Below are 25,582 nucleotides of genomic sequence, written 5' to 3' on the forward strand. Positions count from 1 at the left end.
CAATTTGAGTGAGAAAAATATATGAGCTTAAACAGCGGTTGGACGATAGAACAAAGGTACCGTCGGTTAGAGCAGATAGCTCAACACGACATTGAGGCGATGGCAAATAAGTGCCGTCAGGACGCGGGTTATCCCAATTACCATATCGCCCCTAAATTCGGCCTACTTAATGACCTAACGGGCTATGTTATTTCAATGGTGAACATCATATTTTCTACCAATGGACACCGGTTGGTCCCGTGCATGGGATGAAGTATTGGTATCATGTTTCGACCAAAGACTTTGTCCATTTCACTGATCACGGTGTAGGTCTGAGTCCGGATCAAGATTATGATTCGCATGGCGTTTATTCCGGTGGTGCACTAGTAGAAAACGACAAAGCGATATTGTTTTTCACTGGCAACAAGCGTGATGAAAATTGGAATCGAGTCCCCACACAGTGCTTTGCTACGATGTCTTCCAATGGCGACATTGAAAAACATGGAATTGTGATTGAGAATCAATATTACACCGAGCACTTTCGCGATCCAAAAGTCTGGAAACAGGGCGATGATTACTTCATGGTGGTTGGGGCACAAACCAGAGATGAGAAAGGCTCAATGGTGTTGTATCAGAGTAAGAGCTTAGACTCTTGGCAACATAGAGGCCCAATCAAAACGCGTTTTTCCGACCTGGGATATATGTGGGAATGCCCGGATTTTTTCGAAATCGATGGTAAGTCGGTGATGCTGTTTTCACCCCAGGGCGTATCAAGCTCCAATCCTTATGACTTTAAAAACATCTACTCTGTTGCGTATATCGTTGGAGATAGACTCAACATTGATACGTTAGAGCTAGAGAACCACCAAGATATCGCACAGCCGGATTACGGCTTCGATTTCTACGCGCCACAAACCTATTTGGATGAACAGGGAAGACGTATTCTTATCGCGTGGATTGGACTACCGGAAATCGACACGCCTTCTGTGGAATATCAATGGGCGGGTATGTTGTCTTTACCTCGTGAGTTGACTTTTAAAGATGGCTATTTGACGCAAAGCCCTTTGTCTGAACTCAAGAACTTAAGAGAGCAAGGTGTCACTTTCGTTGGCACTCACCATTTGGATACATGCAGCTTTCTGATCAAGCTTGAGTTAGAAAATGAAGCGTTTGAGTTAGAATTGAGTAACGCACACGGCGACAACGTCACGTTCAGTGCGGATGAGCACGACTTTAGCTTCGACCGCAGCAACATGTCACATCTGTATGCGCAAGAATTCGGATGTATACGAAAAGCGCCAAGACTCGACGCCAAGCAAACGATAGAGATTTATGTCGATAATTCAGTCATCGAGATTTTCATTAATGGTGGTAAACACACAATGACCAGTCGATTCTTTATTGATGGGCTTGAAACGGTCTCTTTAACGGGGCTTAAGCAAGCGACATTGTTTCCATTGAAGGGTATTAATGGATTGATTGACTAGACCTAATCACAACAGATATCTTACGAACTTGTTGGATACCAACGCCAGTCCAAAAGGAACTTCTGGCGTTGGTATTGTTTTTTTTTCGGTATGGGTGTTCTGGGAGGAACTGAATGATTAGGGAAATCACTCAATCTGATTTCGTGTCTTTTTGGCCAACATTTTCTGCGATTATCCAGGCACAAGAAACGTATGCATTCGATGCTGACATGACGTTAGACCAAGCATTTAGACTCTGGTGTGAAATGCCATTAAAAACGTATGTCTACGCAGAAAATGACCAAGTTTTAGGCTCTTACTATATTAAGCCAAACGCCATGGGGCCAAGCCGTCATGTTTGTAATTGTGGTTACATGGTGTCGAATGCCGCGAGGGGTAAAGGCATTGCTCGCCTAATGTGTGAGCACTCTCAACAAGTTGCGGTTGATCTTGGCTTTAAGGCGATGCAGTTCAATAGCGTTGTGTCGACCAATGAGGTCGCGGTTAACTTGTGGCAAAAGTTGGGCTTTAAGGTTGTCGGTATACTTCCAAACGCCTACCAACATGGTCAGTTAGGGCTGGTAGATTGTTATGTGATGTACAAGTGGTTGCGAGACTGATTTCGCTCCTAAAAAAACACCTGCCGAGATTAGAACTAGGGATCCAAAGCAGGTGTTTTTAGTTAGTTCACTTTACTTAGCGGTTATTTCACTAAGTAGTGTTTCACGAACTCTGTAATTTTTACCATGTCTGCGATGGCGATAAATTCTTCTGTTGTGTGAACTTTCGCCATACCAGTTGATAAGTTAACTGTCGTTAGGCCTTTCTTGTTGAAGTTGTTAGCATCGCTGCCACCACCAGTCCCTTTGGTGCGGGCTTCAATGCCCATGTCTGCAAAGGCAGCTTTGATAGCGGTAACATGAGCGTTGTCTTCTTCAATCACGAACGCATCGTAAGCACGAGTCGATTCGATTTCGACTTCTGCGCCGTGTTTTTTCGCTACGTTTTCGAATGTCGAAATCATGTGCTCAACTTGTGCGTCGAGTTTTTCGCCGTTGAGTGAGCGTGCTTCTGCGATCACTTTTAGTTCTGGCATCACGATGTTGGTTGCTTGACCGCCGTTCACCATACCAATGTTCGCAGTGGTTTCTTCATCAATGCGAAGTAGTTTCATTTGGCTGATTGCGTCTGCAGCTACGATAATCGCACTAATACCTTCTTCTGGCGCAAGACCAGCGTGAGCAGGGCGGCCTTTAATGGTGGCGGTGATCTTCTGTTGACCTGGAGCAGCAGTTACGATGGTGCCAATCGGGCCGCCAGTATCCAGCACAATTGCTTCTTTTGAAGTCACATGCGTCATATCGTAGTTTTTTGAACCAAAGAGACCGCCTTCTTCATAAACGGTAAATGCGATCTCTAGTGTTTTGTGCTCAAGGTTTTCGGCTTGAATGCAACGAACGGCTTCCATAATCGCTGCAATACCAGATTTATCATCACCACCAAGAATGGTGTTGCCTTTCGAACGGATGATGCCGTCTTCGATAATCGGCTCGATACCGATGCCCGGTTTAACCGTATCCATGTGGCAGCTCATTAAGATAGAGCCTTCTTTCTTACCTTCGAGACGTGCGTAGATATTAAAACCGTTCGTCAGGTGTTCCGGAAGAGCAAGTTTGTGAACGGTAAATCCGAGTTCACCTAATTGTTCAGCCAAGGTTTCTGCGATTTCGCGTTCGTTTTTAGATTCGCTGTCGATGCGGACCAGTTGGCAAAAGTGTTCAACTAGACGTTCTTGATTAATTTGTGTCATTTTGATGTCTCTTTTTTCTTGGTTCGAGTGCGCCTCGAAGGGTGGAAGAGGGCTCGAACGGGAACAGTATGTCTCTTATTACACAATTCAACCTGAGTGAAACTGCGTTGAATCAAAGAATAGTCCCACCTGACACGATTCTGACGGTTTTTAATTGCAAGTGGCGTGATTTATTAGCAATGAGACGGTGCGTAAAAGTGGATCTATAAATAATGACGACGTAGAGTTTCGATGTATTGACTTAGTGCGTATAAGAACTACATACGGCATGTTTGGTAACATTTTGTTTACATGTGACCGGCGGGTTTACTTATACATATATTTTATTTTATTTTTATCAAAATCAATGATTTGGATAGGTTTTTAACTTTGGCTACAGCGTAGTTAGTGTTGATGTAACATTAAATTTACAATTGATGATTCCAAGTTAATAAACCGAGATTTACGCCGCTCTATTCCAATTCGTTTCATCCTGCGCCAATTTAGAAGGATAAGGCCAACGCGCCCAATTGACGTAAGGAGAAAGTCATGATGGATACACACAATCCTTTAGGTACAGACGGGTTTGAATTTGTTGAATACACGGCAGCAGACAGCAAAGGCATTGAACAATTGAAAGCGTTGTTTGTATCGTTAGGTTTTGCTGAGATAGCCAAGCATCGTTCAAAAGAAGCGTGGTTGTATCGACAAGGTGACATCAGCTTCATCGTTAACGCGCAGCCCCATAGCCAAGCAGAAGCATTCGCTAAAATCCACGGCCCTTCTGTTTGCGGCATGGCGTTTCGAGTCAAAGACGCAACCACCGCACTGGAGCATGCATTGCAAAATGGTGGCAAAGAGTACAAAACCGAAATTGGGCCAATGGAGCTCAGTATTCCTGCGATATACGGTATTGGGGAAAGCTTACTGTATTTTGTTGATCGTTACGGTAAACAGAGCATTTATGACGTTGACTTCCGTTTCTATGACGATGCACAAGAGCGCTTAGCCCAGTCTGATGTGGGGCTCTACGAAATCGACCATCTGACTCATAACGTTAAGCAGGGCCATATGGATGTGTGGTCTGGCTTTTATGAGCGTATTGGTAATTTCCGTGAAATCCGTTACTTCGATATTGAAGGTAAACTCACAGGGCTAGTCAGTCGAGCCATGACGGCACCTTGCGGTAAAATTCGTATTCCAATCAATGAATCGTCCGATGACAAATCGCAAATTGAAGAGTTCATCCGTGAGTACAACGGTGAAGGCATTCAACACATAGCGCTAACCACCGATGATATTTATAAAACGGTCAAGACATTACGAGACCGAGGCATGGATTTTATGCCGACACCGGATACCTATTATGAGAAAGTCGATCAACGTGTGAAAGGGCACGGAGAAGACGTCAACACATTACGTGAGTTGCAAATTCTGATTGACGGTGCGCCAATGAAAGACGGAATCTTGCTGCAAATCTTCACTCAAACCGTGATTGGTCCTGTGTTCTTCGAAATCATTCAGCGTAAAGGCAATGAAGGCTTTGGTGAAGGTAACTTCAAAGCGCTATTTGAATCGATAGAAGAAGACCAAATCCGCCGTGGAGTACTAAGCGATGCATAAATGGATCACATTCCCTCATCGGGAGGGAGTGTGCTCTAAACAAGCACATGCTGATTTCCCGGAAGAGGCTATTTTTGAGCGTGAAGCAGGCCGGAGTGGATTCTTTGGCCCGGCAGCACATTTTCATCATCAACATGCCCCGACAGGCTGGTCTGAGTGGGAGGGCGAGCTTCGTCCGCGCGCTTTTGATTTCACTCTAGTGGAGAAAGCAAGCCAGATTACTCCTTGGGCTGTGCCGCATCTGTTGCATAACGCAGATTGTAAAATTCGTGTTTGGCGCATGGATGAAACCATGGAGTTTCTGGTGCGCAATGCGGACGGTGATGAACTGCTCTTTATTCACCAAGGGACAGCCGATCTTTTTTGTGATTACGGACATTTGCAGGTCAGTGAAGGGGATTATGTCATGATCCCGCGTTCGACGAGCTGGCGACTAGAACCCAGTGAACCGATGTTCATTCTTATGATTGAAAGCACCGATGCAGCATACACTTTGCCAGAAAAAGGATGGTGGGAAATCACGCGGTGTTTGACCCCGCAGTGCTGGAAACGCCCTCGATCAATGATCAATTCCGCGCCCAGTATTCTGAGAACAAAACTCAGGTACAGGTGAAACGCCACGATAAAGTCAGCGTGATTACTTATCCATTTAACCCATTAGACGCGATTGGCTGGCATGGTGACTTGGCGGTTGTGAAAGTGAACTGGCGTGATATTCGTCCACTTATGTCACATCGTTACCACTTACCACCGTCTGCACATACTACATTTGTAGGAGCAGGATTTGTGGTGTGTACTTTTGTGCCTCGTCCGATTGAGAGCGATCCTGGCGCGCTTAAAGTGCCGTTTTACCACAACAATGATGATTATGATGAAGTGTTGTTCTATCACGCGGGCGACTTCTTCAGTCGTGACAACATTGAAGCGGGGATGGTGACTTTCCATCCCGCGGGCTTTACTCACGGACCGCACCCGAAAGCGTTTAAAGCGGGACGGGAATATAAGAAGAAATTTACCGATGAAGTGGCGGTGATGATTGATACCCGGCATGCACTGCAGTTCTCCGATGAACTGGATAACGTTGAGAACAAAGAATACGTCTACAGCTGGCAAGGAAGTAAAGAGCAAAACAGTAAGGGGCAAGGATGAAATTAGCAACCAAGAAAAATAATACTCGCGATGGCCTGTTAATGGTCGTGAGCAAAGATTTAACGCGCTGCGTACCCGTGACAGAAATCTTCCATGCGATGAACTTAGCACCAACCATGCAAGTAGCGCTCGACAATTGGGATACGTTAGCTCCCCAATTAGAGGAGCTCTATACCGCTTTGAATGACGGTAAACTTGACGGGTACGACGAATTTGAACCGCACTACTGTGAATCTCCATTGCCTCGAGCGTATCAATGGGCGGATGGCAGTGCGTATGTTAACCACGTTGAATTGGTTCGCAAGGCGCGTGGTGCGGAAATGCCGGAGAGCTTTTGGGTAGACCCATTGATGTATCAAGGGGGCTCTGACGCGTTTATTGGTCCTTGTGACAATATAGAGTTTGCCAGTGATGAGTGGGGCATCGATTTTGAAGGAGAGGTTGCGGTTGTCACTGGTGATGTCCCTATGGGCGCAAGCATCGCTGAGGCACAGGAAGCTATTCGTCTTATTATGTTAGTGAACGATGTTTCTCTACGAGGTTTGATTCCGGCTGAGTTAGCCAAAGGGTTTGGTTTTTTCCAGTCTAAGCCCTCATCTGCCTTCTCACCTGTGGCTGTTACACCCGATGAACTCGGGGATGCGTGGTACGAAAATAAAGTGCATTTGCCATTGGTGTCGACGTATAACCACAAGCCGTTCGGCTGTCCAAATGCTGGCGTGGATATGACATTCGACTTTGCAGATCTCATTGTTCATGCCACCAAAACGAGACCGCTGTCAGCAGGTACAATCATTGGTTCTGGTACCGTATCAAACAAACAGGGAACCGACCATGGCACATCGATTGAAGAAGGGGGCGTGGGGTATTCATGTATTGCTGAAGTTCGTATGATTGAAACCATCCGAGATGGTAAACCGACGACTAACTTTATGTCTTTTGGTGACGCAATCAAACTGGAGATGTTTGATGCCGACGGTAACAGTATCTTTGGCGCGATCAACCAACAAGTGAGTCAATACCTCAAGCATTAATGGCAAATTAAAGACAAGGAAGGCGAATGAGTGAATCGATTACGCTTTATGGATATTGGCGCTCGTCTGCAGCTTATCGCGTTAGGATCTGCTTAAACTTGAAGGGACTTAATTACCATTCAACATCGGTACATTTAGTCCGTGATGGGGGGGAGCAACACAGCGATGAATATCACCAACTCAATCAGTCGGAACTGGTTCCCTTCTTGGTGGATGGCGATATTCAACTTAACCAGTCACTGGCAATTATTCAGTATCTTGATGAATATTATCCAGATGTGTCTGTTATTCCTGAGCAGGTTTCGCTTCGCTATCAGGCGCTAGCGCTGGCTCAGGATATTGCGATGGAGATCCATCCTTTAAATAACCTGAGGGTGTTACAGTATTTGGAACGCGATTTAGGCTGCGAACCTCAGCAGAAGGCGGCTTGGATACATCATTGGATACATAAAGGCTTCACTGCCTTGGAAGAAAAGTTGCTCAAGCACCGAAGACTGCATGGCGAGTGTCGGTTCAGCTTAACGGACTCTCCATGTATCGTAGATATATGCCTGGTCCCTCAGGTTTATAATGCATTGCGTTTTGATGTCGATATGGCGCGATACCCAGTGATCAATGCGATTGTTGACGAATGTAATCAACTATCGGCCTTTGTTGATGCCTCACCTGAACATCAACCCGATGCAAATTGCTAAAGAATAGTATTGGGCAAGACATGACCACGCCACAAAATTGCACCCTTTGGTTGCTCTGATTTACATTTCCACTTACTCTTTGAACAACTAGTTGTTTTGGGTGCAATTTATCTATGACCAACATATTTATCGTTGTTGTTCTTCTCGTTGCTTTCTTTTTTGTGATTCAAAAATACGTCATTAAACATGATGACACTCGCGATTATCCTTATCGAACTAAAGGTCCGTTGCTACGAGGCCAAGAAGGTGCGTTTTACAATGCGCTAAGAACGGCGGTTGGCGAACACGCTGTCGTGTTTGCCAAAGTAAGCATGTCGTCCTTAATCGCGCCAAAAGACATCAAAAATAAGAAGCAGTTTTTCATCGCCAGCAACCGTATCTCAAGAAGTTACTTTGACTATGTGATTTGCGATCCGCGCACATTGGAACCGCGAGTGATCATAGAGCTGGATAATGGACAGCCTCTCAACAAAGGAAAAGCAGAACGGCAAAAGCTACTGATGCATGTCTGTAAATCAGCGAATCTGCCATTGATAGGTACCTCGATCAAACACAGCTATCAAGTTGGTCGTTTACGTCGATTGCTGGCCGCACATATTGATTTGATTGAGCCGGACAAAGAGGTACGGTTTTGTAAAAAATGCGGTAGCCCGATGATCATCAAAACCGCCAGTCAGGGTGAGTTTAAAGGAAGACGTTTCTTTACCTGCAGTCGTCAACCCAACTGCACCTACACTGAAAACTACAATGTGGTCTTTGATACTGATGAGTAGTGTTTAATAACACTGCTATGGTTGTATCCCTCTCCGCGTTACTAACAGTTAGGCAGAGACAAGCACCTTGGGAGGATGGCATATCACTTCTATACTTGATCAAAAGAAGAACAGTAGGGAAGTACTATGCGATACGGATGGTTAATTTCAGCGTTACTCATTACCGCACATGCCAATGCGTTGCCAAACATAAAGCCGTTAGAATGCGAGCTAACTGACACACCCCAAGACCATTTTTTGTTTTACCGCGAACAAATGGTTTATCACAGTGATCAATTTGTTATCTTCCAATACTTCAAAGGTCGTGTGAGCACTCAAGTCGATGTGAAAACAGGTGAGCTCATTCGTACTACGTATATCGGTGACTCTTATAGCCCCAAGTATCAAATTTTATTTGGGCAATGCCATGACGTAGAAGAAACGTTGCAACTTTGGATGCTGAAACAAGTGCCTTACGACAATTGATCCAGTCATCATATGCTAACGAAGATCACACTTTTTCCCTAGGGTGGGGACTTGTTGCTGACAAAATCAGCAGAAAACAGTGGTTAAGTTTACATTTTCGCCAAACGGTTCAAAGATAGCGAATTTCTGCTTGCACCCTAAGAGGGTTATGGCTAATATCCCTCTCGTTCCAGAGAAATGCGTCCGTAGCTCAGCTGGTTAGAGTACCGCCTTGACATGGCGGGGGTCGGTGGTTCGAGTCCACTCGGACGCACCATTCTGAACTGAATGGTCAGGAACAAAAAATTTGGGTCCGTAGCTCAGTTGGTTAGAGTACTACCTTGACATGGTAGGGGTCGGCGATTCGAGTTCGCCCGGACCCACCAAATTTCGTTCTTTATGAACAAACAACAAAGCCCGCTTTTAGCGGGCTTTGTTGTTTCTAGCGTTTATAAGATAAGGCTAGAGTTCAATTTCCCTTCTTCTACTGTGAATAAATATGTAAGTCATATGCAGTGACTCATATCTGGTGACCACGCTATTCTTCACGACATAAGATTTAGTGTTGTTTAGGAAGCTTGGTCATCCCGTTGGTTGAATAGCAAACTCAGGTACAGCCTGATGTGTGAAGACAAAATTTGAGCGATTCTGCATGCGAAAAACAATAAATGCGGAGGAGGATGGATTGAGTGCCGCGTTCTTTCTTACGGCCCTCGCGCGAGTCCTTGGTTGCAGGAGTATGGTCCAAGAAAGCTGGATCACGTATTCCAGCTTTACTCTCATTTTCCTCAACATAACCCAAAATACTGAATAAACTCGCAATAGGCCTTGGTTTGTTGGTCGATGTCATCACGATAGAACTGAATAACGCTGCCAGGCCTTGCTTGCGCGAGCTTCATCAAACTTAATCTTGAAATACAGCCAAGCTTAGGGTACCCGCCCAACGTCTGACGATCGTTGAGGAGAATGATGGGCTGTCCATTAGCGGGAAATTGAATTGAACCATAGGCTATACCTTCTGATACAATACCACTTGCTCTGCATTCAATAGGTTCTCCTTCGAGACGTAACCCCATACGATCCAGCTTATCACTCACCTTGTAGGGCTTTGAGTAAAAATCTTGCTTGGCTTGGGTGCTGAACAAATCGGATTGATAAGACTCAATGACTGCTAAACAGAGTTCATCTGTGTACTTCGGAATAAAATGGCGCGGAACCCAGCTTACCTTTTTACTCTCAGTTGTCGAAAGTGTCAGTTCAATATTGGGTGACAGAATATCCCCTTCTTTAAGAGCACGACCAGGACTGTCTGGTAAGCCACCCAGTGTATTCCTAAGAACGGTTGATGCACTACCAAAATGATTGTACGCATCAATCCCTCCTTTAACGGCTAAGTAAGCACGAAAGCCAGTTTTTGCATAATTCAGCTTAAGTCGTTGCCCTTTTTTAATTGTAAAGCTACGCCAATTTTCAAGTGGTTGCTCGTCGAGCGTCGCGTTCATATTGGCACCAGTCAGTGCCAATATCATGTCACATTGTGCTTCGAATGCTGCATTCCCCATTATGATTTCTAATGTCGGTGAGTTCATCGGGTTGTTTAACAATTTGTTTGCCCAACAATGTGCGTGAAGGTCTGCAGGGCCTCCTACGCTAAGCCCTAAATGGGCAACACCAAAACGACCGCAGTCTTGAATTAAACTCAACATACCTGGAGAGAGCACCCTTAATCCAGTCATAGTTCCCCTCCTAAGCTTAGAAACTCATCTCTTTGAATCGGTGTAAAGCGGACTTTGTCTCCAGCTTCAAATGGCATCATTGGGTCTCTGTCTATATTGAACAGATCAAGTGGACACTTACCAATAATTTGCCATCCTCCTGGTGTCTCTAAAGGGTACACGGCAGTCTGGCGATCTGCGATTCCGACGCTTCCTTTCGCGACTTTTAGTCGTGGCTCCGCATGCCGTGGTGAAGAAATTTTAGGATCAACGGAACCAAGAAAAGCAAAACCAGGAGCAAAGCCTATAGCACACACGGTATATTCAGTTCTTGAGTGCAACTCGATCACTTGCTCTGTAGTAAGTTTTTTGTTCTTAGCCAGTGTTGCTAAGTCTGGTGCGACATCTGAATGATAGTAAACGGGCAAGGTTACGAGTTTAGAAGCACCATTTAGCTCACTTCTCATGACTTGCTGTCCCTGCTTATGGCACCAGTCAATAAATTCATTGGCCTCAACGTCTAAAGGGTTGTACTCAATTAATACAGATGTATAAGAGGGAATGACTTCGCACACGACTTGAGAATAATGTTTCTGCACTACTTGAGTAAATATACGGAGTTTTTCTATTAATCCGGGATCAATTTCATTGCCGAAGTAAACAATTAAGCAACACTCCGATACTCTGTCTACCGTGATCTTCATTGGTCTATCAGTTTGCGTAGCTGTTGAACAGTATTGATTGATTCTTGGTTATCACCATGCACACACACAGTGTCTGCATTCAGGGATAATTCGATACCGTCAACCGTTGTCACTGTGCCTTTTTCAATTAACTGTTTCACTTGGTTAATGATCAACTGTGGTTCATGGTGGACTGAACCCGGTGTTTGACGGGGAGCAAGCGTCCCTTCACTGGTATAAGCCCGATCGGCAAAAGCTTCAAAAAGCAAGGAAATTCCAGCTTCGTCTGCGATCGACTGATAAAGAGAATTGTCTGCTTTGGCTAGGATCATCAGTGGTACGTCAAATCCTGCTTTTGCAACGCCTTCAACAATCGCACGATAAATGTTTTCGTTACTCATCATGTCGTTGTATAACGCACCATGAGGTTTAATGTAGTCAATTTTTTGCCCAAACAGCTGGCACATGCCAACCATTGCTCCCACTTGGTAAACGACTAAATGTTTCAATTCATCCGCAGTATGTGGGATAGAACGACGGCCAAAGCCTTTTTTATCATCATAACCGGGATGCGCACCGATCGAGACCCCATGTTTTATGGCACTTTGGATAGTTTTAGCCATGATGTCAGGGTCTGAAGCGTGAAAACCACAAGCAATGTTGGCCATATGAACGAAAGGCATGACTTCATCATCCATACCAATAACCCAGCTACCGTAGCTTTCACCTAAGTCACAATTCAATTTCATTGAGGATTCTCCCTAATCTGTTTCTCTATGATTTAATAACCGTCTATTGTTCTAGATTCTGCCTGTCCCTGATAACTATCGTATTAGCAGCTTGAGTTCAGCAAACCGTGTCAGTACTACCATTCATTGGCAAGAACTAAGTCTTAACAGGGGGAGGGCAGAATCTGGCTTTCTAAACAGCTTTTTTCGCTTCAGGTTGATCTTCCCATTTAGGGAATGGTAAACCGTGATTGCCTTTATAATCTGGTGACTTAGGTTGTTCCCAACCTTCGAGTAATTCACTGTCGACTGAGTAAATTTCCACACCTAACGGACGGCATACTTTAAGAGGGTCCTCAGCATCTGGTCCCCATAAATGCACAGATAAATCTCCACCGGGACAAGTTGAAAGTGCACATAGAAGGTCAATCTCGGCAAAAAACTCCAAGTAATCCCCTTTTTGCGCTGGGCAAGCCTTCATGAAGTAGTCGTCATCGGCATTTAGCCAGTACATTGGAAAACATTCAGTACATCATGAACATCAAACTCCGTTAGACCGTAAGGCATTACTGCTCGAGTTAAGTTAGAGTGACAGTGAAAGTCAAAGTCTTCGCCTGTCAATAGTTTGTTGATGTAAGGATCGCATCGTGTACCAAGAAGATCGTGCACTCGACCGCCGTGTTCATCGACACCGTAATCAGCCAGACTGTCTGACGTAATCGTTGCCATCGGGCGCAAAAACGGCAGGTTTGACCATAGACGGTCGTAGGTTGATACGTGTGCACCTTGCAGTTGACGTGTACGAGAAGCCCACATTCTTTCACGAGGGTTGTTCAGGTTCCACATGTTAAAGTCTCCCACTTGTGCACCTTCCGTTGCGACAATACGGAATACATGACCTGCAGGTACAACCCATGCTTGGCCAGTACGAATTGGGATATCGATAGACTTTACCAAGGTTCGCTTTTGAGTTTGTGTCGCGATGTTGTTGTAGAATTCTTTGTTCACATCGAGTGCCGAACCTTTGGTTGCTTGATAAGCGGCTGGGTAAAATTTAGTCATCACATAGTCCTTTAATTAAATAGATTTAATAACCGTTGTTCGGAGTCTTCTAGGTATTTAGATAAGCATGCAGTAGCGGCTTGCCTGTTCCCATTTTTTAAATGAGTAAAAATCTCTCTATCTTTCTCTACCCAAGGTTGTTGGAAGTACTTTTCATCTGGTGCGCAGGCAAAGAGAAGGCGCAATTGGGCGATGATAGAAGCAAAAAATGTATTTATTCTATTACTAGCCAAAATACCTACGATAGATTGATGAAACCTTAAGCTGTTAGTGGCAACTTCAGTCCAATTATCTTGTTCGACTGCAATTTCCACTTTATTTAATGCGTCTTCCATAGCCAGCAAAAGGTGTTCTTCGATCGGATGGTCACTCTGGCTCGCTTGAAGTTCCAGCGTTTTCCTGACCGTAAAAATGTCACTGACATCCTTCCTAGCCAGAATTTTTACTGTCGCTCCTTTGTTGCGTTTATAATCGACCAGTCCTTCACAAAGCAGTTGTCGTAAGGCTTCACGTACCGTATTACGTGAGGCTTGAAGCCTTTCTGCTATATCAATTTCCCCCAGAGTTTGACCAACATAAAGTTTCCCTGAAATCATTTCGTCACGCAGTAGGCTAGCCACTCTCTCGAAGGCAGGTAAGTGGTCGTATTGTTTATCAAGCACAATAGGGAACATTATTTTCCTCCAGTTGACTCAGTGCATGCTGCTGATTGGAAAGGAACTTTTTCAGTCGAGGTTGATTAGACTGCAATAAAGTCTTAGGTTGGTCAGCAGCTTTGATCTCGCCATCTTCCATGAAGACAACGCGATCAGATACCTTAAATGCAAATTGCATTTCATGAGTAACGATGATCATTGTCATTCCTTCCTTGGCCAGTTGCTCCATTACTTTCAGTACGTCCCCGACAAGTTCAGGGTCGAGAGCCGATGTAGGTTCATCAAATAGCATTATGTCTGGTTTCATTGCTAACGCTCGAGCAATAGCGACACGCTGTTGTTGTCCCCCAGATAATTGATGAGGATACTTGTGAGCATGTTCGATCAAACCAACTTTATTGAGTAAAGATAAGCCAAGTTGTTTGAGGCTCTGCTCACTTCCTTTGTTATGATACAAAGGAGCCATGGTGATGTTTTCTAGTACTGTTTTGTGTGGAAAAAGGTTAAACCCTTGAAACACCATGCCTATTTTTTGAATAGACTGATAATAGCTTTTACTAGGCCGTCCTGTGGAAGTAGGCTCAAGAAATGCTTTGTCATCGAAAAGTATTGTCCCATCATTCAACATCTCCATTCCATTGATCGTACGTATCAGCGTTGTTTTTCCTGAGCCAGAAGGACCAATAATAGAAATCACTTCACCTTTTTTAACTCTTAAACTGACACCTTTTAATACTTCCTTACTGCCGTAGGACTTTTTAACTGCCGCTAGTTCAATGATATTTTTTGCGCTCGCCTCTATTGGCGGTTTTTCAATGATATCTTTGTGTGATGTCGCTAATGAAAGCTCCGACTCTGAGATGGCAATGGTTTTCTTATTGGTCACATCAAACCATGCCTCTAAACGATGGATAACCCAATCAAACACGGTCACTATAAGAACGTAGTAACAAGCGACCGCGAGAAGAGTTTCGATCACTTTGAAGTTTTGCGTATACAACCTCTGTCCAACCATGAGTATTTCAGATAGTGATATGACTGATACTAAAGATGTTAGTTTGACAATCGTGACGAACTCGTTCGAAAGAGATGGCAGTGCAATCTTAAAAGCCTGAGGTATCACTATCATCTTTTGAATGCCTGAAAAGGAAATGGCGAGCGCTTTACCTGCTTCCGTTTGTCCTTTATTGACTGATAATAATCCTCCTCTATGAATTTCTGCGATGTAGGCAGACTCACTAACGATTAAAGCGATGAGTCCGGATATAAAAGGAGAAGATAACCAGTCTGCGCTCTCGGGAAGAAATAGAGGAACGTTGTAAATCAAGATGACTAAAACTATCAACGGTAAGCTTCGGAACAGCCAAATATAGCCGCTAGCAATCACACTGATGAGTTTTATATGGGATTGTTTAGCAAGTGCCAAAATCACACCAAAGATATTCCCACAGATCCAGGTTAAGACGCTGAGCTTAATGACAAGCAAAGAAGCCTGCCAAAAGTCTACGTTCTGGAATAAGCTTGTAAAATAAGACCAATCAAATTGCATATGAAACTCCTAGTGAGAGCCCAGCCTTGCGGAAGGGCTCTGCGATTTACTTATAACGTGCCGTTCAAAGCAGCTTCAAATTCTTGCTCGCTAGGAGCCGAGACGCTGTACTTCTCAAGTAGTGCCAGGAACTCTGGAGTCTGCTCAACACGTTTTACAGCGGCTGCTACCTCACTTTTAAAGTCGTCTTGACCTTTTTTTACAGCGAGTCCAACGACAACGGGATAGATGATGTCGCTGGTCAGTTCGAGTTTTCCAGATTTGGTTGCAGCAACCTTTGCGACAGCAGCATCTTCAAACTGTGCGTCTACCATTCCAGCGATGAGTGCTTGGCTTGCTTCTGGTGAAGTCGGGAATTCTCGCACATCAATTTTACCGAGGTTATTAGGCTCACACTCGGATTTTGATACTGCGTGAAGCTTTTTGATCCAGGCTGCGCTTGAATCGAACTTACCCGCTTACCGCAAAGGTCGCTGGGTTTAGAAGGCTTAAACGCACCAGTTTTAGAAGCGAGAAGCAAGCCGCCAGTTTTCATATAAGGGATGTAATCAATTTCTTTAGCTCGCTCTGGAGTGACGTAAAGTGTTGAGGCAATCACGTCAAATTTACCCAGATTAACTCCCATGATTAAATTTGCGAACCGTGTATCTAAAAAGGTTGGTTCTTTATTCAACTCATTGGAAACGAGGCGCATGAATTCAGCATCAAAGCCAGATGCTACTTTTCCTTCAAGATAGTTGTAAGGGGGGTAGGTGAGATCGGTGCCTATCTTTAAGCTACTTTGTGCAGCAATGCTTGTGCTTAGCATTGAAAGTCCTAAGCCGAATGCTGCAACAATCGCTTTCTTGCTCTTCAATATACTCATATGACTAATTCCTTTTAGATATTTTCATGCTCATTGTTCAACAATTATTGTTGAACAATAATTGTTGAACAATGTATAAGGAATATTTGTGCCAACTTTAAAATAAAGGCTAAGGCACTGATTTTATGTGGTTTAATTAAATTTAGTGCTGGTTGGTTTACGTATGCATGCACTGAGGTGGTGCGACTTTCCCCATAAGTGAGCATCAAAAGCACCTAGATATCAAACGTTCTAGATTGAAGGATCAGCAGTTTCTAGAACAAAGATTGAGCCACTTTAGGAACTCATAACGAGTGGAAAGGTAACGTTAGGTAAACGTGAGTAACAGGCAGGTTTAATGTACCTTCCAGGATTATTATCGAAAAGCATGGTACCTCGAAATCACGCTGTTGGTTGTCAAAAGCGCTATGGCTCGAACAAAAAGTGGAAACAAAAGTATGGTTACCACAAGCGTTCACTGTCTGAAGCCGCCATGTATCGAGTGAAGCACTACACGGGGCATCGCTGACTTTGCGTCACTACAATGCACAAGTAGGGGAGAGTTACGTCATGATTAAGACGTTAAATAAGCTTACTGGGCTAAGTATGCCCGAAACTCAGTATATCGTTTAAAAGATAGCCTATTTAGGTAGAGGTAACTCTTAAACAGAACTCCGCAACAAAGCCTCTCGTCGCTTAAAGCGGGGTAGATCGAATGGATATTAACTAATACAACATTGATTTACGCCTAACCAAAAGCACAAGGGTAGAAACCAAATAAGGCTGGTAAACCAGCCCTTATTTGATCAAACTTTTGATAGAATATCGTTGACCACACTTTTCGGTGGCTGATTGATATCGATGTAAATCGCTTCTTCTTCGCTCGGTTCTATTAGAGTATTAAACTGGCTCTTTAACATGGCTGAACCTTGGAAATAGTGATCTTCTCGGGCCTTAAGCCGTGACCATATTGTGTCAAAATCGCCTTTTAAATAGCAGAACGTGAGGTCAGTGCAACCTGATCTTAATGTTTCTCTGTACTCGGGTTTCAGTGCAGAGCATGCTAAAACTAAGTTGTCTTGCTCTTGGATCAGAGCATTTAGCGTCAGCAACCACTCTTTTCTGTCTTCATCTGTTAGCGGAACGCCATTTCTCATTTTTTCAACGTTTGCCGCTGGGTGGTAATCATCACCATCGAAAAACGGGATGTTTAAAGATTTTGCCAGCGAGTCACCGATAGAAGATTTACCGCACCCAGAAACACCCATAACGATATATTTTTTATTCATAGTATCAACTCATAATTAGGCTTAATGGGCAAGCTTATCGCCACCACAATGCAAGCTCAGGGAACATGATAACCAGAGCAAGAACACAAACTTGTAGTGCAATAAACGGCAGTAGTGCTGTGAAAATTTCACCAAGGCTAATGTCTTTCGGCGCAACAGATTTTAGATAAAACGCTGCTGGACCAAACGGTGGAGACAAGAACGCAACCTGCATGTTTAGACAGAACACCACACCAAACCAAATTGGATCCATTCCAAGGCCAGTGATGATCGGGACGAAAATCGGCATAGTCAGTAGTGCAACGCCAACCCAGTCCAAGAACATACCCAAAACAAAAAGGATCGCCATCATGATAAGCAGGGTAGACATCGCGTTCCCGCCACTTAAGGCGAGAATCGTTTCCTCTACAAAGTCGATACCACCCATTAGGTTATATACGCCAACCAGAGCTGAAGCGCCGATACCAATCCACATGATCATGCCGCAGGTACGCATAGTTGCGATGGAAGACTCTTTGACCATTTTCCAATTTAGCTCTTTGCGAATCGCAGCACTGATAGCAATACCTACCACACCCAGCGCAGAGGCTTCGGTAACTGATGCAACACCGGTGTATATACTACCAAGAACCGTTGCAACTGATAGTAAAGGGAAGAACAGTGCTTTGAAGTAACTCGGGTGAGCTTCAGCATCTTTGGCCAAATCTTCTTCTGATGGCAGCGGTGCAAGAGCTGGATTAAGCTTACAGCGAATCAGTACGTAAGCCATGTAGAACATCGCCAGAATGAACGCTGGTAAGAATGCGGCTTTAAATAGCTCGCCAATAGACACTGACGCTGATAAACCATAGATAATCAGTACGATACTTGGTGGCAGCATAGTACCTAACGCACCACCAGCACAGGTGGTACCAATTGCTAGCTTACGGTCATAACCTAGTCTTAGCATTTGTGGCAACGCAAGAATACCGAGCAGCACTGTTTCACCACCGATAACTCCCGACATAGAAGCAAGGATCACGGCAACAAGTAAGGTCTGAACCGCGACACCACCACGCACTTTACGGCCGACACTTTTCATTGCATCGAACAAGTCTCGAGCGATTCCTGAGCGGTCGAGTAACGCAGCCATCAGTACAAACATCGGCACCGCAAGGAACACATAACCACTTACGAAGCTGAAAATACGGCTGGTGATAAGCGGTAGCGCATCGACACCAAACCAGCCTAAGGTAAAGATCAGTGCGACAAGACCTGTTACGAAAGCGAGTTGCATGCCAGTCAACAATAGACCAATCATCAATACCAGCATCAACAAGCTGCCATACTCGATTCCAATTGATGACAAGTTCGATGTGAAGGTTTGCACACCGACCCAACCTAAAGCAGCTGCTAAGGTCAGAAGGCCAATGACAAGGAACACAGGTTTGTAGCTCCCTACAGAAGGTTTTGTAGAAGATAAGTTATTCATCGCCTTCGTCCCTTAGTTGTTGAATTTCTTTAATCAAATGCAAAATAAATTGAATAAACATCAGGCAAACGGTAAATAGAATGATGCCTTTAAGCAGGGCAGGAAATGGAGGATTCCAAGCGGAGCCCGAGGTTTCTAATCTCAATCCACCCCAAGGTGCAAACCAAGAGTTAGCCACAGTTTGCCACGCTGCATAAATCAATAACCCGCTAAACAGCAACCCTGCTAGATGGTGAAAGACATTCAGGTAACGTTTTGTCTTTTGTGATACCGCATCGTAAACGAGAACGACCCTTACGTGCTTGTCGGTTGCGAGAGCGTAGGCCCCGCCGATCACAAACAGTGCTCCACCAATAAAGGAGGCGGTTTCGTGTACCCACATGGTTGGTGAGTTAAACAAATAGCGGCTCGCTACTTCGTAAAATGAAATGATGACGGTGGCAACAAACAATAAACTAAACAGCTCACTGATTTTGGTTATTGCTTTGTCGAGAATATTCTGGGGCATTTCAGCCGCTAGATTTGTGTCTGATTCTTTCATATGTCTAATTCCAAATGAAATAGGGAGGAGTAAACCTCCCTTTTTTTAACAACTTATAGAAGACCCGAGTCTTTTAGGTAAGTCGTAATAGAATCGTAAACTTTTTTCGCATTAGGAGAGAGCTCGGCATATTTTTCCCACTCGCCCATCGCTATCAGACGGAACTTCTTACGCTCTTCTTCCGACCAGTCGTGAATGGTAATGTTAGGGTTTGCTTCAGCTTCTTTAACGGCTTTCTGGTCTGCGATACGCAGTTGAGTCGTAATATCTTCAGCGAAGTCACGAACCGATACCGTCATGATCTCTTGAAGATCGGCAGGTAGTTTGTCCCACTTTTTCTGACTCATTGAGATATCAATCGTTGGCAGTGAGTGGAAACCCGGTTGAACTGGGTGAGTTGCGATATCGTTCATGCCTGCTTGCTGGTTAGTAGAGAAAACGGTGTAGTCAGCAGCATCAATAACGCCTTTGCTCAAACCAGTAAAAACTTCTGAACCTGGTAGGTTTACAGGGGTCGCACCTGCAGCCGCAAATACTTGTTGAACCAAACCTTCTGGAGCACGCAACTTAAGGCCTTTAAGGTCGTCAACACCGTTAAGTGGTACCTTAGATACAAACGACTCTACGCCTGTTGTTGAGCCACCAATGTATTTCACTCCGTAAGGTGCATAGAGCTCAGTCATTAACTCATAACCACCACCGTAGTTGATGTATTGAAGTAGTTGGCGAGTGTCTGACCATGCACCAACCATATTACCGATCAGACCAAATGCTGGATCTTGGCCAGTAAAGTAACCTGTTGCGGTAATGTGACCATCGATAATGCCCATTTTGATAGCGCCTAAGGTTTCTGTGTGTTTAACCACAGCACCAACAGGCAGTAGGTCGATTTCAATACGACCACCAGACATTTTCTCTACGCGTTCGGTCCATTCTTTTTGAACTTGAAAGTTCTTGTCACCAGATGGATCACTGGATTGAAATTTGAAGTTAAAGTCAGCAGCGAAAGCGGAAGTGGATAGCAACGCTAGTGAGATAGCTGAGGTTAGGGATTTTTGTATGATGTTCATTCATTCGTCCTTTAATCTATTATCGGATCTACTTGTATTCCTACTACGCCCGATGTTACCGGGAACATTGTGCAAGTTACCGGTAACATCGGTTGAATTCTAGGAGTTTGATCACGTTCCGTAACATCTTTAATTAGTTTTTAACATGAATGAGATGTCTGTTTATGAATGAGGGTTTATATCTTTTCGATAGAATTCTTCGCGCTGAGATAGACTTTGCTATTTGTTTCAGTTATATCTCGTCATTCTGTTCGATGTCATTTGGTAAAAGGGTTGATCGTCATGTTGGAGATGTTTGGCGTCATTAATATATGGACGTATTTGGTCGGTCTGACCATGATCATTCTTGCTCCGGGTCCAAACTCTCTCTATGTATTGAAATCGAGTTCATCGCTGGGTGTTAAGGCGGGTTACAAAGCGGCCTCAGGTGTGCTTATTGGTGATGCGGTCTTAATTTTACTCTCTTACCTAGGTGTTGCTTCGTTAATTCAAACTTCTCCCGTCCTGTTCACGATCATTCGCTACTTGGGTGCCGCATACTTGCTGTATTTAGGGGTGAAAATCATTCATCAGTTAATGAGCAAAAGTGATGATGGAGAATCAAACGTCGCTCGCCCTAAGAAACGCGAAAATGTGTTTGCTAAATCGCTGACTTTGAGTTTGACCAATCCGAAAGCGATTCTGTTTTACGTCTCATTCTTTATCCAATTTATCGATTATACGTATGAACACACGTGGGTTTCATACTTAATCCTCGCGTTTATTCTCGAAGTTTTCAGTATCATTTATTTGAGTACACTGATCTTTCTCGGGTCATCATTAACTCAATTATTCAAAGATAATAAGGTGTTAGCAAAGTTAGGTAACGGGTTGCTTGGCATGTTCTTTATGGGGTTTGCTGCACGACTAGCGAGTTTGAGCTGATATGGTCCCGGCTCGCGTACTTTGTTCATGGTTATTTTATCGACGAAACTCCAGTTGACCCAATATATCGTACGCCCCGTTATTGCAAGTAGAGAGCAATATAACGAGCTGATTTTCGCAAATATATTCAGAGTCTAGAAAAGACACTTTTTAGTCTCAGCTCTATGATCAGGTTCGCGCCAGATTGTCTTCATAAACTTTAAAGCATAATTAGGTTGCTGTTTGGGGCAACAGGTCTTCAATCTGGTGGTCTAACCGTTTTGTCATCTTTAATTTTCATTGCAAATTCTGATTAAGTTCTTACCTCAACAGATTGATTTTTAGCCATAATTGACCAAGCAATTTGGGTTCTTTTCGCCCTTGTCGTAGACCTTGCTTACCATAGTAATGTCGTACGCCCTCCCATGTAGTTGAAAGTCGGTGTGCACACTCATCATTGAGACCCCCCTTTGACAATGGTGGATTGTCGCCAAGCATTATCAGACGTTTGGTAGAGTCGTTGGCTCGAGCCAGTTCATCCATATGTTACAAACCTGTCATCTAGCTGACTTGATAGGTTTTTAGTCACACTTTAATCACAAGTGTGACTGAGGTTCGAAAGTGTTTAACATTAGGGGCAGCGTATCAAAAGTTGATGTAATTTAGGTGGTTGCTAAGCTTAATTGATAATTTAGAAAGAGAGATAGGTTGCTGTATCTTTAACAAAGTTCTTCGCACTGGCCGCTTGTTTTTACATATAATTAGACGAGTGGATTGCATGGGCTTTTGAAAGGGTAATGTCACTGATTTGATTCGGTGTGTTTTAACATAGAACGCGGTATTTCAGGGAAGTAAAACGGGTAATGCGAGTTTTAATTGTAGAAGATGATCGATTAATTAGTGAGTCACTAGAGCAGCGCTTTAACGATCTAGGTCATGGTGTGGACTGTGCTTATGATGGTGATGTGGCGTATTCACTCGTTTCTCATACTCAATACGATTTAATTATTTTAGACCTCAACCTTCCCAATCGAACAGGGGAAGAAATCACCAAAAAAATCCGACAAGTCTCAAATACACCTATATTAATTTTAACCGCTCGGAAAGAAGTCTACGACAGAATTAATTTGCTGGACTTAGGTGCGGATGATTTTTTAAGTAAGCCATTCGACTTGGGAGAGTTAGAAGCACGCTGTCGAAGTATTGTCCGCCGAAGCCAGGGTAATGATAATAACGTGGTAGAGCTGGGCAACTTGAGTTTTGATTCAGCGACGGCAACGGTAAAAGTGAAGGGCGAAAATATCACGCTCAAACAGCGAGAGTATCGTCTATTAGAGGTCTTTGTCAGCCACCCTAATCGTGTGATGAGTAAAGAGGAAATTATTGATCATTTGTATGGTTATGATAACCCCCCTAACCATAATGCTATTGAGACCTATGTAGGGCGACTGCGAAAAGCGTTGGGAGACAGCAATGTGGAGATTAAAACTCTACGCGGTTTAGGCTATGTATTATCCGTGCAATCATAATGTTCTCTATTTCAACGCGCTCACTCCGATTCCAGCTGCTCGCCTATTCGACCAGTACCTTACTTTTTATTGGCCTTATCTCTATGTTAGGTGTGAAGCGATATGCCTATGAAACCGCGCAACACACCTTTGACCGTCCACTGGCAAATGCCGCATTACAAATTCTGGAAGAAGTCCGATTGGAAGCCGGTGAGTTAAGTGTTGATTTGCCGTTTTCTGCATTTAGTGGGCTTGCGGACTCACCGCGGGACAAAGTGTACTATTTAGTGGCGACCAAACAAAAAGAGTTCGTAACCGGATATAGCGCGTTATTATCAGAAAAGGTGGTCGTTTCGCAAATCGATGCCAACCCAATTCAGTTGGAAGTTGTCCCTCATTATTTTGACTTGAAGTTTAAAAAGCAGCATGTGCGCTTTGCATTGGTGGGTCGAGTGATTAATACCCGTAAGGGGCCGCATCATGTGTATGTGTTAGTTGGGCAAACGACAGAAGCCCGAACGGATTGGGAGCAGCAACTCTCTAGCGTCGCATCCAAACTTATCTTGGGCGTTGTACTTTGTACGATGATCGTCATTGTCATCTTGATTGCTCAAGTACTCAAACCACTTAAAGTGATTAATAGAAAAATATCACAGCGTTCAAATGTGGATCTAACCCCGATAGATTTACAGGGACCGGAAGAAGTTATGCATTTGGTGAGAACGATAAATAGCTTTATGTTTCAACTAGATGAAACGCTATCAAACTTAAAAAATTTTACAAGCGAGGCCGCGCATCAATTAAAGACTCCCCTCGCGGGTATGAGAGCTCAAGTTGAGCTGATGTTAAGTCGAGAGACCTCAACGCAGTCAATCCAGTCACTGATTCGTATCTTAGAGGCGTGTGGCGTTTTAGAAAGAACGATAGAACAGCTCTTGAACCATGCGACGATAAAACACCGTTTTCGCAGTATGGAACCACAAAGCGTGAATATAAATCATCTCGTGCAATCTGTTTGTCGAGACCTTGCCATTAATGCGCTCAAACGAAATATCGAGCTTAGCTTCCAACAGAGTTTCCTATTTAAAATAACGGGTGATGAGTTTTCGGTGAGGCAGATGTTGCTCAACTTAATCGAAAACGCGATTAAATATTCTCCTGATTCGAGTGTGGTGGAAGTTGAAATTGCTCAACGTGGCACCAAAGCCATTATTTTGATCCGAGATTATGGTGTCGGCATTCAAGACGCGGACAAACCACATGTCTTCGAGCGGTTCTATCGGATCTCGGAAAATAGCCAATCTGGTACAGGATTAGGAATGAGTATTGCGGCCGATGTTGCAGAGAAATCCCATGCTCAATTGTTCTTACTTGATACGGTTCCACATGGCTTAACGGTCGAAATTCAATTCCCATATCGTAGATGGGAGGAGATTTAATTATGTTGCAACGCTTTATCTTTATTACGACATTATGTGGGATGTGTTTGTCGAGTGCTTTGGCCAGTGAAACTCAACCTCGACTCGTTAGAGTATTTGGGGCGGCTTATCTGTCTGAGATGAAACCACTTCTCGATGACTTTTCTGATCGTAATCCGGATATTGATATCCAATATAAATGGATGAGCAGCGAAGACCTTGATCGTTATATTCGTGATCAACAAAAACCACAACCGGATGTGACCATAAGCTCGGTGATGCATCTGCAACTGCGGTTGGTCAACGATGGCTATGCGCTTGAACATAAACGTATTCATAAGCGTAGTTCGAACGTACATGAGTTACTGCCCGATTGGAGCCAGTGGCGCGATGAACTGTTTGGTTTTAGTTTTGAGCCTGCGGTCGTTGTGTTTAACAAGTCGTTTTTAGAGGGGAAACAAATCCCTACGAATCGCATTGAACTTATGTCGTTTATTCGTCGCTATAGTGATGAGTTTATGGGCAAGATTGGGGTTTATGATATTCGTAAAGTAGGCATCGGATATTTGCTTTGGTCGTTTGAGCGGCAGCAAGCTCGCAATTATGGGCAATTTCTCGAGCTATTTAATCTTCACTACGCTCGTACTTTTGACAGTTCACGAGATATGCTGGATGCCTTAAGTTCCGGTGAAATTGTGATGGCTTATAACATTCTGGGGTCATATGCACAGAGTTGGCAACAGCTCAACGATGATGTATCGATCACATCGATGAGTGACTACACCCCAGTGATCATTCGAACTGCGTTTATTAATCGAACAACCAAAAATGTCCAAGGCGCTCAGAAATTTATTGATTATATACTTTCTTCTTCCGGACAGTGGGTGATGTCTGAGCAGACGAATATGCCGCCGATACGCACTGATATTAATAGTGTTAACTCCGCCTCGTATATGCGCCAGCAGTATGCTGAACAGCTGAAACCTTTACCTCTTGACGTACGTTTGCTTGTCTTTGCCGACGAAAGTAAACGGCAGATTGTGATTACGGAATGGGAAAATGCGTTAAAAGATTATGACTGACATGACATTACCTGCTCTTATGGTGTCGTGAGTCAGCGATTTGACAGGTTCATTTTGTAGCTTGATACCACCACTTTTTGGACTTGAAAGTGGCAATAATGGTAAGGAGCA

Annotated in this window: 24 protein-coding genes, 2 tRNA genes and 4 pseudogenes; 15 read left to right on the forward strand and 15 right to left on the reverse strand. The window is 43.9% G+C overall.

The window, feature by feature from the left end:
- Positions 1–21: 21 nt before the first annotated feature.
- Both SU60_RS10870 and SU60_RS10875 read left to right on the forward strand, forming a co-directional pair.
- Positions 22–1,466 (forward strand): annotated as a pseudogene (locus SU60_RS10870) (sucrose-6-phosphate hydrolase).
- Between the two features lie 113 nt (positions 1,467–1,579).
- Positions 1,580–2,065, forward strand: a complete 486-nt coding sequence (locus tag SU60_RS10875; RefSeq protein WP_041155519.1) for a GNAT family N-acetyltransferase — start codon at positions 1,580–1,582, stop codon at positions 2,063–2,065.
- A gap of 83 nt (positions 2,066–2,148) precedes the next feature.
- Here SU60_RS10875 and SU60_RS10880 read toward each other — a convergent pair whose 3' ends face one another.
- Positions 2,149–3,255: a M20/M25/M40 family metallo-hydrolase gene (locus tag SU60_RS10880; RefSeq protein ID WP_041155520.1), complete on the reverse strand. Its 1,107-nt coding sequence runs from the start codon at positions 3,253–3,255 to the stop codon at positions 2,149–2,151.
- A gap of 528 nt (positions 3,256–3,783) precedes the next feature.
- Here SU60_RS10880 and hppD point away from each other — a divergent pair.
- The 8 genes and pseudogenes from hppD to SU60_RS10920 all read left to right on the forward strand — a co-directional run bounded on the left by hppD (position 3,784) and on the right by SU60_RS10920 (position 9,338).
- Entirely contained in the window at positions 3,784–4,857 is a 1,074-nt protein-coding gene (hppD, locus tag SU60_RS10885) for a 4-hydroxyphenylpyruvate dioxygenase (protein ID WP_041155521.1), read from the forward strand.
- Positions 4,850–6,006: pseudogene (locus SU60_RS10890) on the forward strand (homogentisate 1,2-dioxygenase). The gene hppD and the pseudogene SU60_RS10890 overlap by 8 nt, the downstream one beginning before the upstream one ends.
- Positions 6,003–7,040, forward strand: coding sequence for a fumarylacetoacetate hydrolase family protein (locus SU60_RS10895; protein ID WP_041155522.1), 1,038 nt, complete (start codon positions 6,003–6,005; stop codon positions 7,038–7,040). Before SU60_RS10890 ends, SU60_RS10895 begins: the two are co-directional and overlap by 4 nt.
- A gap of 26 nt (positions 7,041–7,066) precedes the next feature.
- The gene (maiA, locus tag SU60_RS10900) at positions 7,067–7,735 is read left to right on the forward strand and encodes a maleylacetoacetate isomerase (RefSeq protein ID WP_041155523.1); all 669 of its coding nucleotides are present in this window, start codon (positions 7,067–7,069) and stop codon (positions 7,733–7,735) included.
- A 113-nt stretch (positions 7,736–7,848) separates the two neighbouring features.
- Positions 7,849–8,508 carry a DUF2726 domain-containing protein gene (locus SU60_RS10905; RefSeq protein WP_041155524.1) on the forward strand — a complete coding sequence of 220 codons (660 nt, stop codon included), beginning with the start codon at positions 7,849–7,851 and terminating at the stop codon, positions 8,506–8,508.
- A 126-nt stretch (positions 8,509–8,634) separates the two neighbouring features.
- Positions 8,635–8,973 carry a hypothetical protein gene (locus SU60_RS10910; protein ID WP_041155525.1) on the forward strand — a complete coding sequence of 113 codons (339 nt, stop codon included), beginning with the start codon at positions 8,635–8,637 and terminating at the stop codon, positions 8,971–8,973.
- Positions 8,974–9,152: 179 nt separating this feature from the next.
- A tRNA-Val gene (locus SU60_RS10915) sits at positions 9,153–9,229 on the forward strand.
- A 32-nt stretch (positions 9,230–9,261) separates the two neighbouring features.
- Positions 9,262–9,338: transfer RNA gene (locus SU60_RS10920), tRNA-Val, on the forward strand.
- Between the two features lie 402 nt (positions 9,339–9,740).
- Here SU60_RS10920 and SU60_RS10925 read toward each other — a convergent pair.
- From SU60_RS10925 to SU60_RS22625, 10 genes and pseudogenes are all read right to left on the reverse strand, one after another.
- Positions 9,741–10,688: a 5-oxoprolinase subunit C family protein gene (locus SU60_RS10925; RefSeq protein ID WP_041155526.1), complete on the reverse strand. Its 948-nt coding sequence runs from the start codon at positions 10,686–10,688 to the stop codon at positions 9,741–9,743.
- Positions 10,685–11,371, reverse strand: a complete 687-nt coding sequence (gene pxpB / locus SU60_RS10930) for a 5-oxoprolinase subunit PxpB (protein ID WP_041155527.1) — start codon at positions 11,369–11,371, stop codon at positions 10,685–10,687. The genes SU60_RS10925 and pxpB overlap by 4 nt, the downstream gene beginning before the upstream one ends.
- On the reverse strand, positions 11,368–12,099 hold the full coding sequence (locus tag SU60_RS10935) for a 5-oxoprolinase subunit PxpA (RefSeq protein ID WP_041155528.1): 732 nt from the start codon (positions 12,097–12,099) through the stop codon (positions 11,368–11,370). Before SU60_RS10935 ends, pxpB begins: the two co-directional genes overlap by 4 nt.
- A gap of 172 nt (positions 12,100–12,271) precedes the next feature.
- On the reverse strand, positions 12,272–12,592 hold the full coding sequence (locus SU60_RS22120) for a DUF1989 domain-containing protein (protein WP_209419699.1): 321 nt from the start codon (positions 12,590–12,592) through the stop codon (positions 12,272–12,274).
- Positions 12,580–13,140 (reverse strand): urea carboxylase-associated family protein, encoded by a 561-nt coding sequence (locus SU60_RS22125; protein ID WP_209419701.1) that lies wholly within the window; start codon positions 13,138–13,140, stop codon positions 12,580–12,582. The genes SU60_RS22120 and SU60_RS22125 overlap by 13 nt, the downstream gene beginning before the upstream one ends.
- Positions 13,141–13,151: 11 nt before the next feature.
- On the reverse strand, positions 13,152–13,814 hold the full coding sequence (locus tag SU60_RS10945; protein ID WP_052481523.1) for a GntR family transcriptional regulator: 663 nt from the start codon (positions 13,812–13,814) through the stop codon (positions 13,152–13,154).
- Complete coding sequence (locus SU60_RS22365) at positions 13,795–14,577, reverse strand: amino acid ABC transporter ATP-binding protein (protein ID WP_245228396.1); 783 nt, start codon at positions 14,575–14,577, stop codon at positions 13,795–13,797. Before SU60_RS22365 ends, SU60_RS10945 begins: the two co-directional genes overlap by 20 nt.
- A 123-nt stretch (positions 14,578–14,700) precedes the next feature.
- Positions 14,701–15,345: pseudogene (locus tag SU60_RS22370) on the reverse strand (amino acid ABC transporter permease); the annotation flags it as partial.
- 50 nt (positions 15,346–15,395) lie between these two features.
- Positions 15,396–15,659 (reverse strand): type 2 periplasmic-binding domain-containing protein, encoded by a 264-nt coding sequence (locus tag SU60_RS22620; protein ID WP_425337377.1) that lies wholly within the window; start codon positions 15,657–15,659, stop codon positions 15,396–15,398.
- Positions 15,653–16,210 carry a transporter substrate-binding domain-containing protein gene (locus tag SU60_RS22625; protein ID WP_209419705.1) on the reverse strand — a complete coding sequence of 186 codons (558 nt, stop codon included), beginning with the start codon at positions 16,208–16,210 and terminating at the stop codon, positions 15,653–15,655. The genes SU60_RS22620 and SU60_RS22625 overlap by 7 nt, the downstream gene beginning before the upstream one ends.
- 373 nt (positions 16,211–16,583) lie before the next feature.
- Here SU60_RS22625 and SU60_RS21355 point away from each other — a divergent pair.
- A pseudogene (locus SU60_RS21355) lies at positions 16,584–16,822 on the forward strand (IS5/IS1182 family transposase); the annotation flags it as partial.
- A 173-nt stretch (positions 16,823–16,995) separates the two neighbouring features.
- Here the strand turns inward: SU60_RS21355 and SU60_RS10960 are convergent.
- The 4 genes from SU60_RS10960 to SU60_RS10975 form a co-directional block, all read right to left on the reverse strand.
- Complete coding sequence (locus tag SU60_RS10960) at positions 16,996–17,478, reverse strand: gluconokinase (protein WP_041155530.1); 483 nt, start codon at positions 17,476–17,478, stop codon at positions 16,996–16,998.
- A 34-nt stretch (positions 17,479–17,512) separates the two neighbouring features.
- Positions 17,513–18,790 carry a TRAP transporter large permease gene (locus SU60_RS10965; protein WP_052481526.1) on the reverse strand — a complete coding sequence of 426 codons (1,278 nt, stop codon included), beginning with the start codon at positions 18,788–18,790 and terminating at the stop codon, positions 17,513–17,515.
- A gap of 151 nt (positions 18,791–18,941) precedes the next feature.
- Complete coding sequence (locus SU60_RS10970) at positions 18,942–19,490, reverse strand: TRAP transporter small permease subunit (RefSeq protein WP_014234027.1); 549 nt, start codon at positions 19,488–19,490, stop codon at positions 18,942–18,944.
- Positions 19,491–19,543: 53 nt separating this feature from the next.
- Positions 19,544–20,560: a TRAP transporter substrate-binding protein gene (locus tag SU60_RS10975; RefSeq protein ID WP_041155531.1), complete on the reverse strand. Its 1,017-nt coding sequence runs from the start codon at positions 20,558–20,560 to the stop codon at positions 19,544–19,546.
- Between the two features lie 282 nt (positions 20,561–20,842).
- On the opposite strand from SU60_RS10975, the gene leuE reads away from it, so the two are divergent.
- The 4 genes from leuE (at position 20,843) to SU60_RS11000 (ending at position 25,471) form a co-directional block, all read left to right on the forward strand.
- A complete protein-coding gene (gene leuE, locus SU60_RS10980; RefSeq protein WP_041155532.1) occupies positions 20,843–21,484 on the forward strand; it encodes a leucine efflux protein LeuE in 642 nt (213 codons plus the stop codon).
- Between the two features lie 842 nt (positions 21,485–22,326).
- On the forward strand, positions 22,327–22,992 hold the full coding sequence (locus tag SU60_RS10990; RefSeq protein ID WP_041155534.1) for a response regulator transcription factor: 666 nt from the start codon (positions 22,327–22,329) through the stop codon (positions 22,990–22,992).
- Positions 22,992–24,410, forward strand: coding sequence for a sensor histidine kinase (locus SU60_RS10995; RefSeq protein ID WP_052481524.1), 1,419 nt, complete (start codon positions 22,992–22,994; stop codon positions 24,408–24,410). Before SU60_RS10990 ends, SU60_RS10995 begins: the two co-directional genes overlap by 1 nt.
- Before the next feature lie 2 nt (positions 24,411–24,412).
- Positions 24,413–25,471 (forward strand): ABC transporter substrate-binding protein, encoded by a 1,059-nt coding sequence (locus SU60_RS11000; protein WP_128814660.1) that lies wholly within the window; start codon positions 24,413–24,415, stop codon positions 25,469–25,471.
- Positions 25,472–25,582: the final 111 nt, after the last annotated feature.

Source organism: Vibrio mytili (assembly GCF_000830505.1).
Classification (GTDB): domain Bacteria; phylum Pseudomonadota; class Gammaproteobacteria; order Enterobacterales; family Vibrionaceae; genus Vibrio; species Vibrio mytili.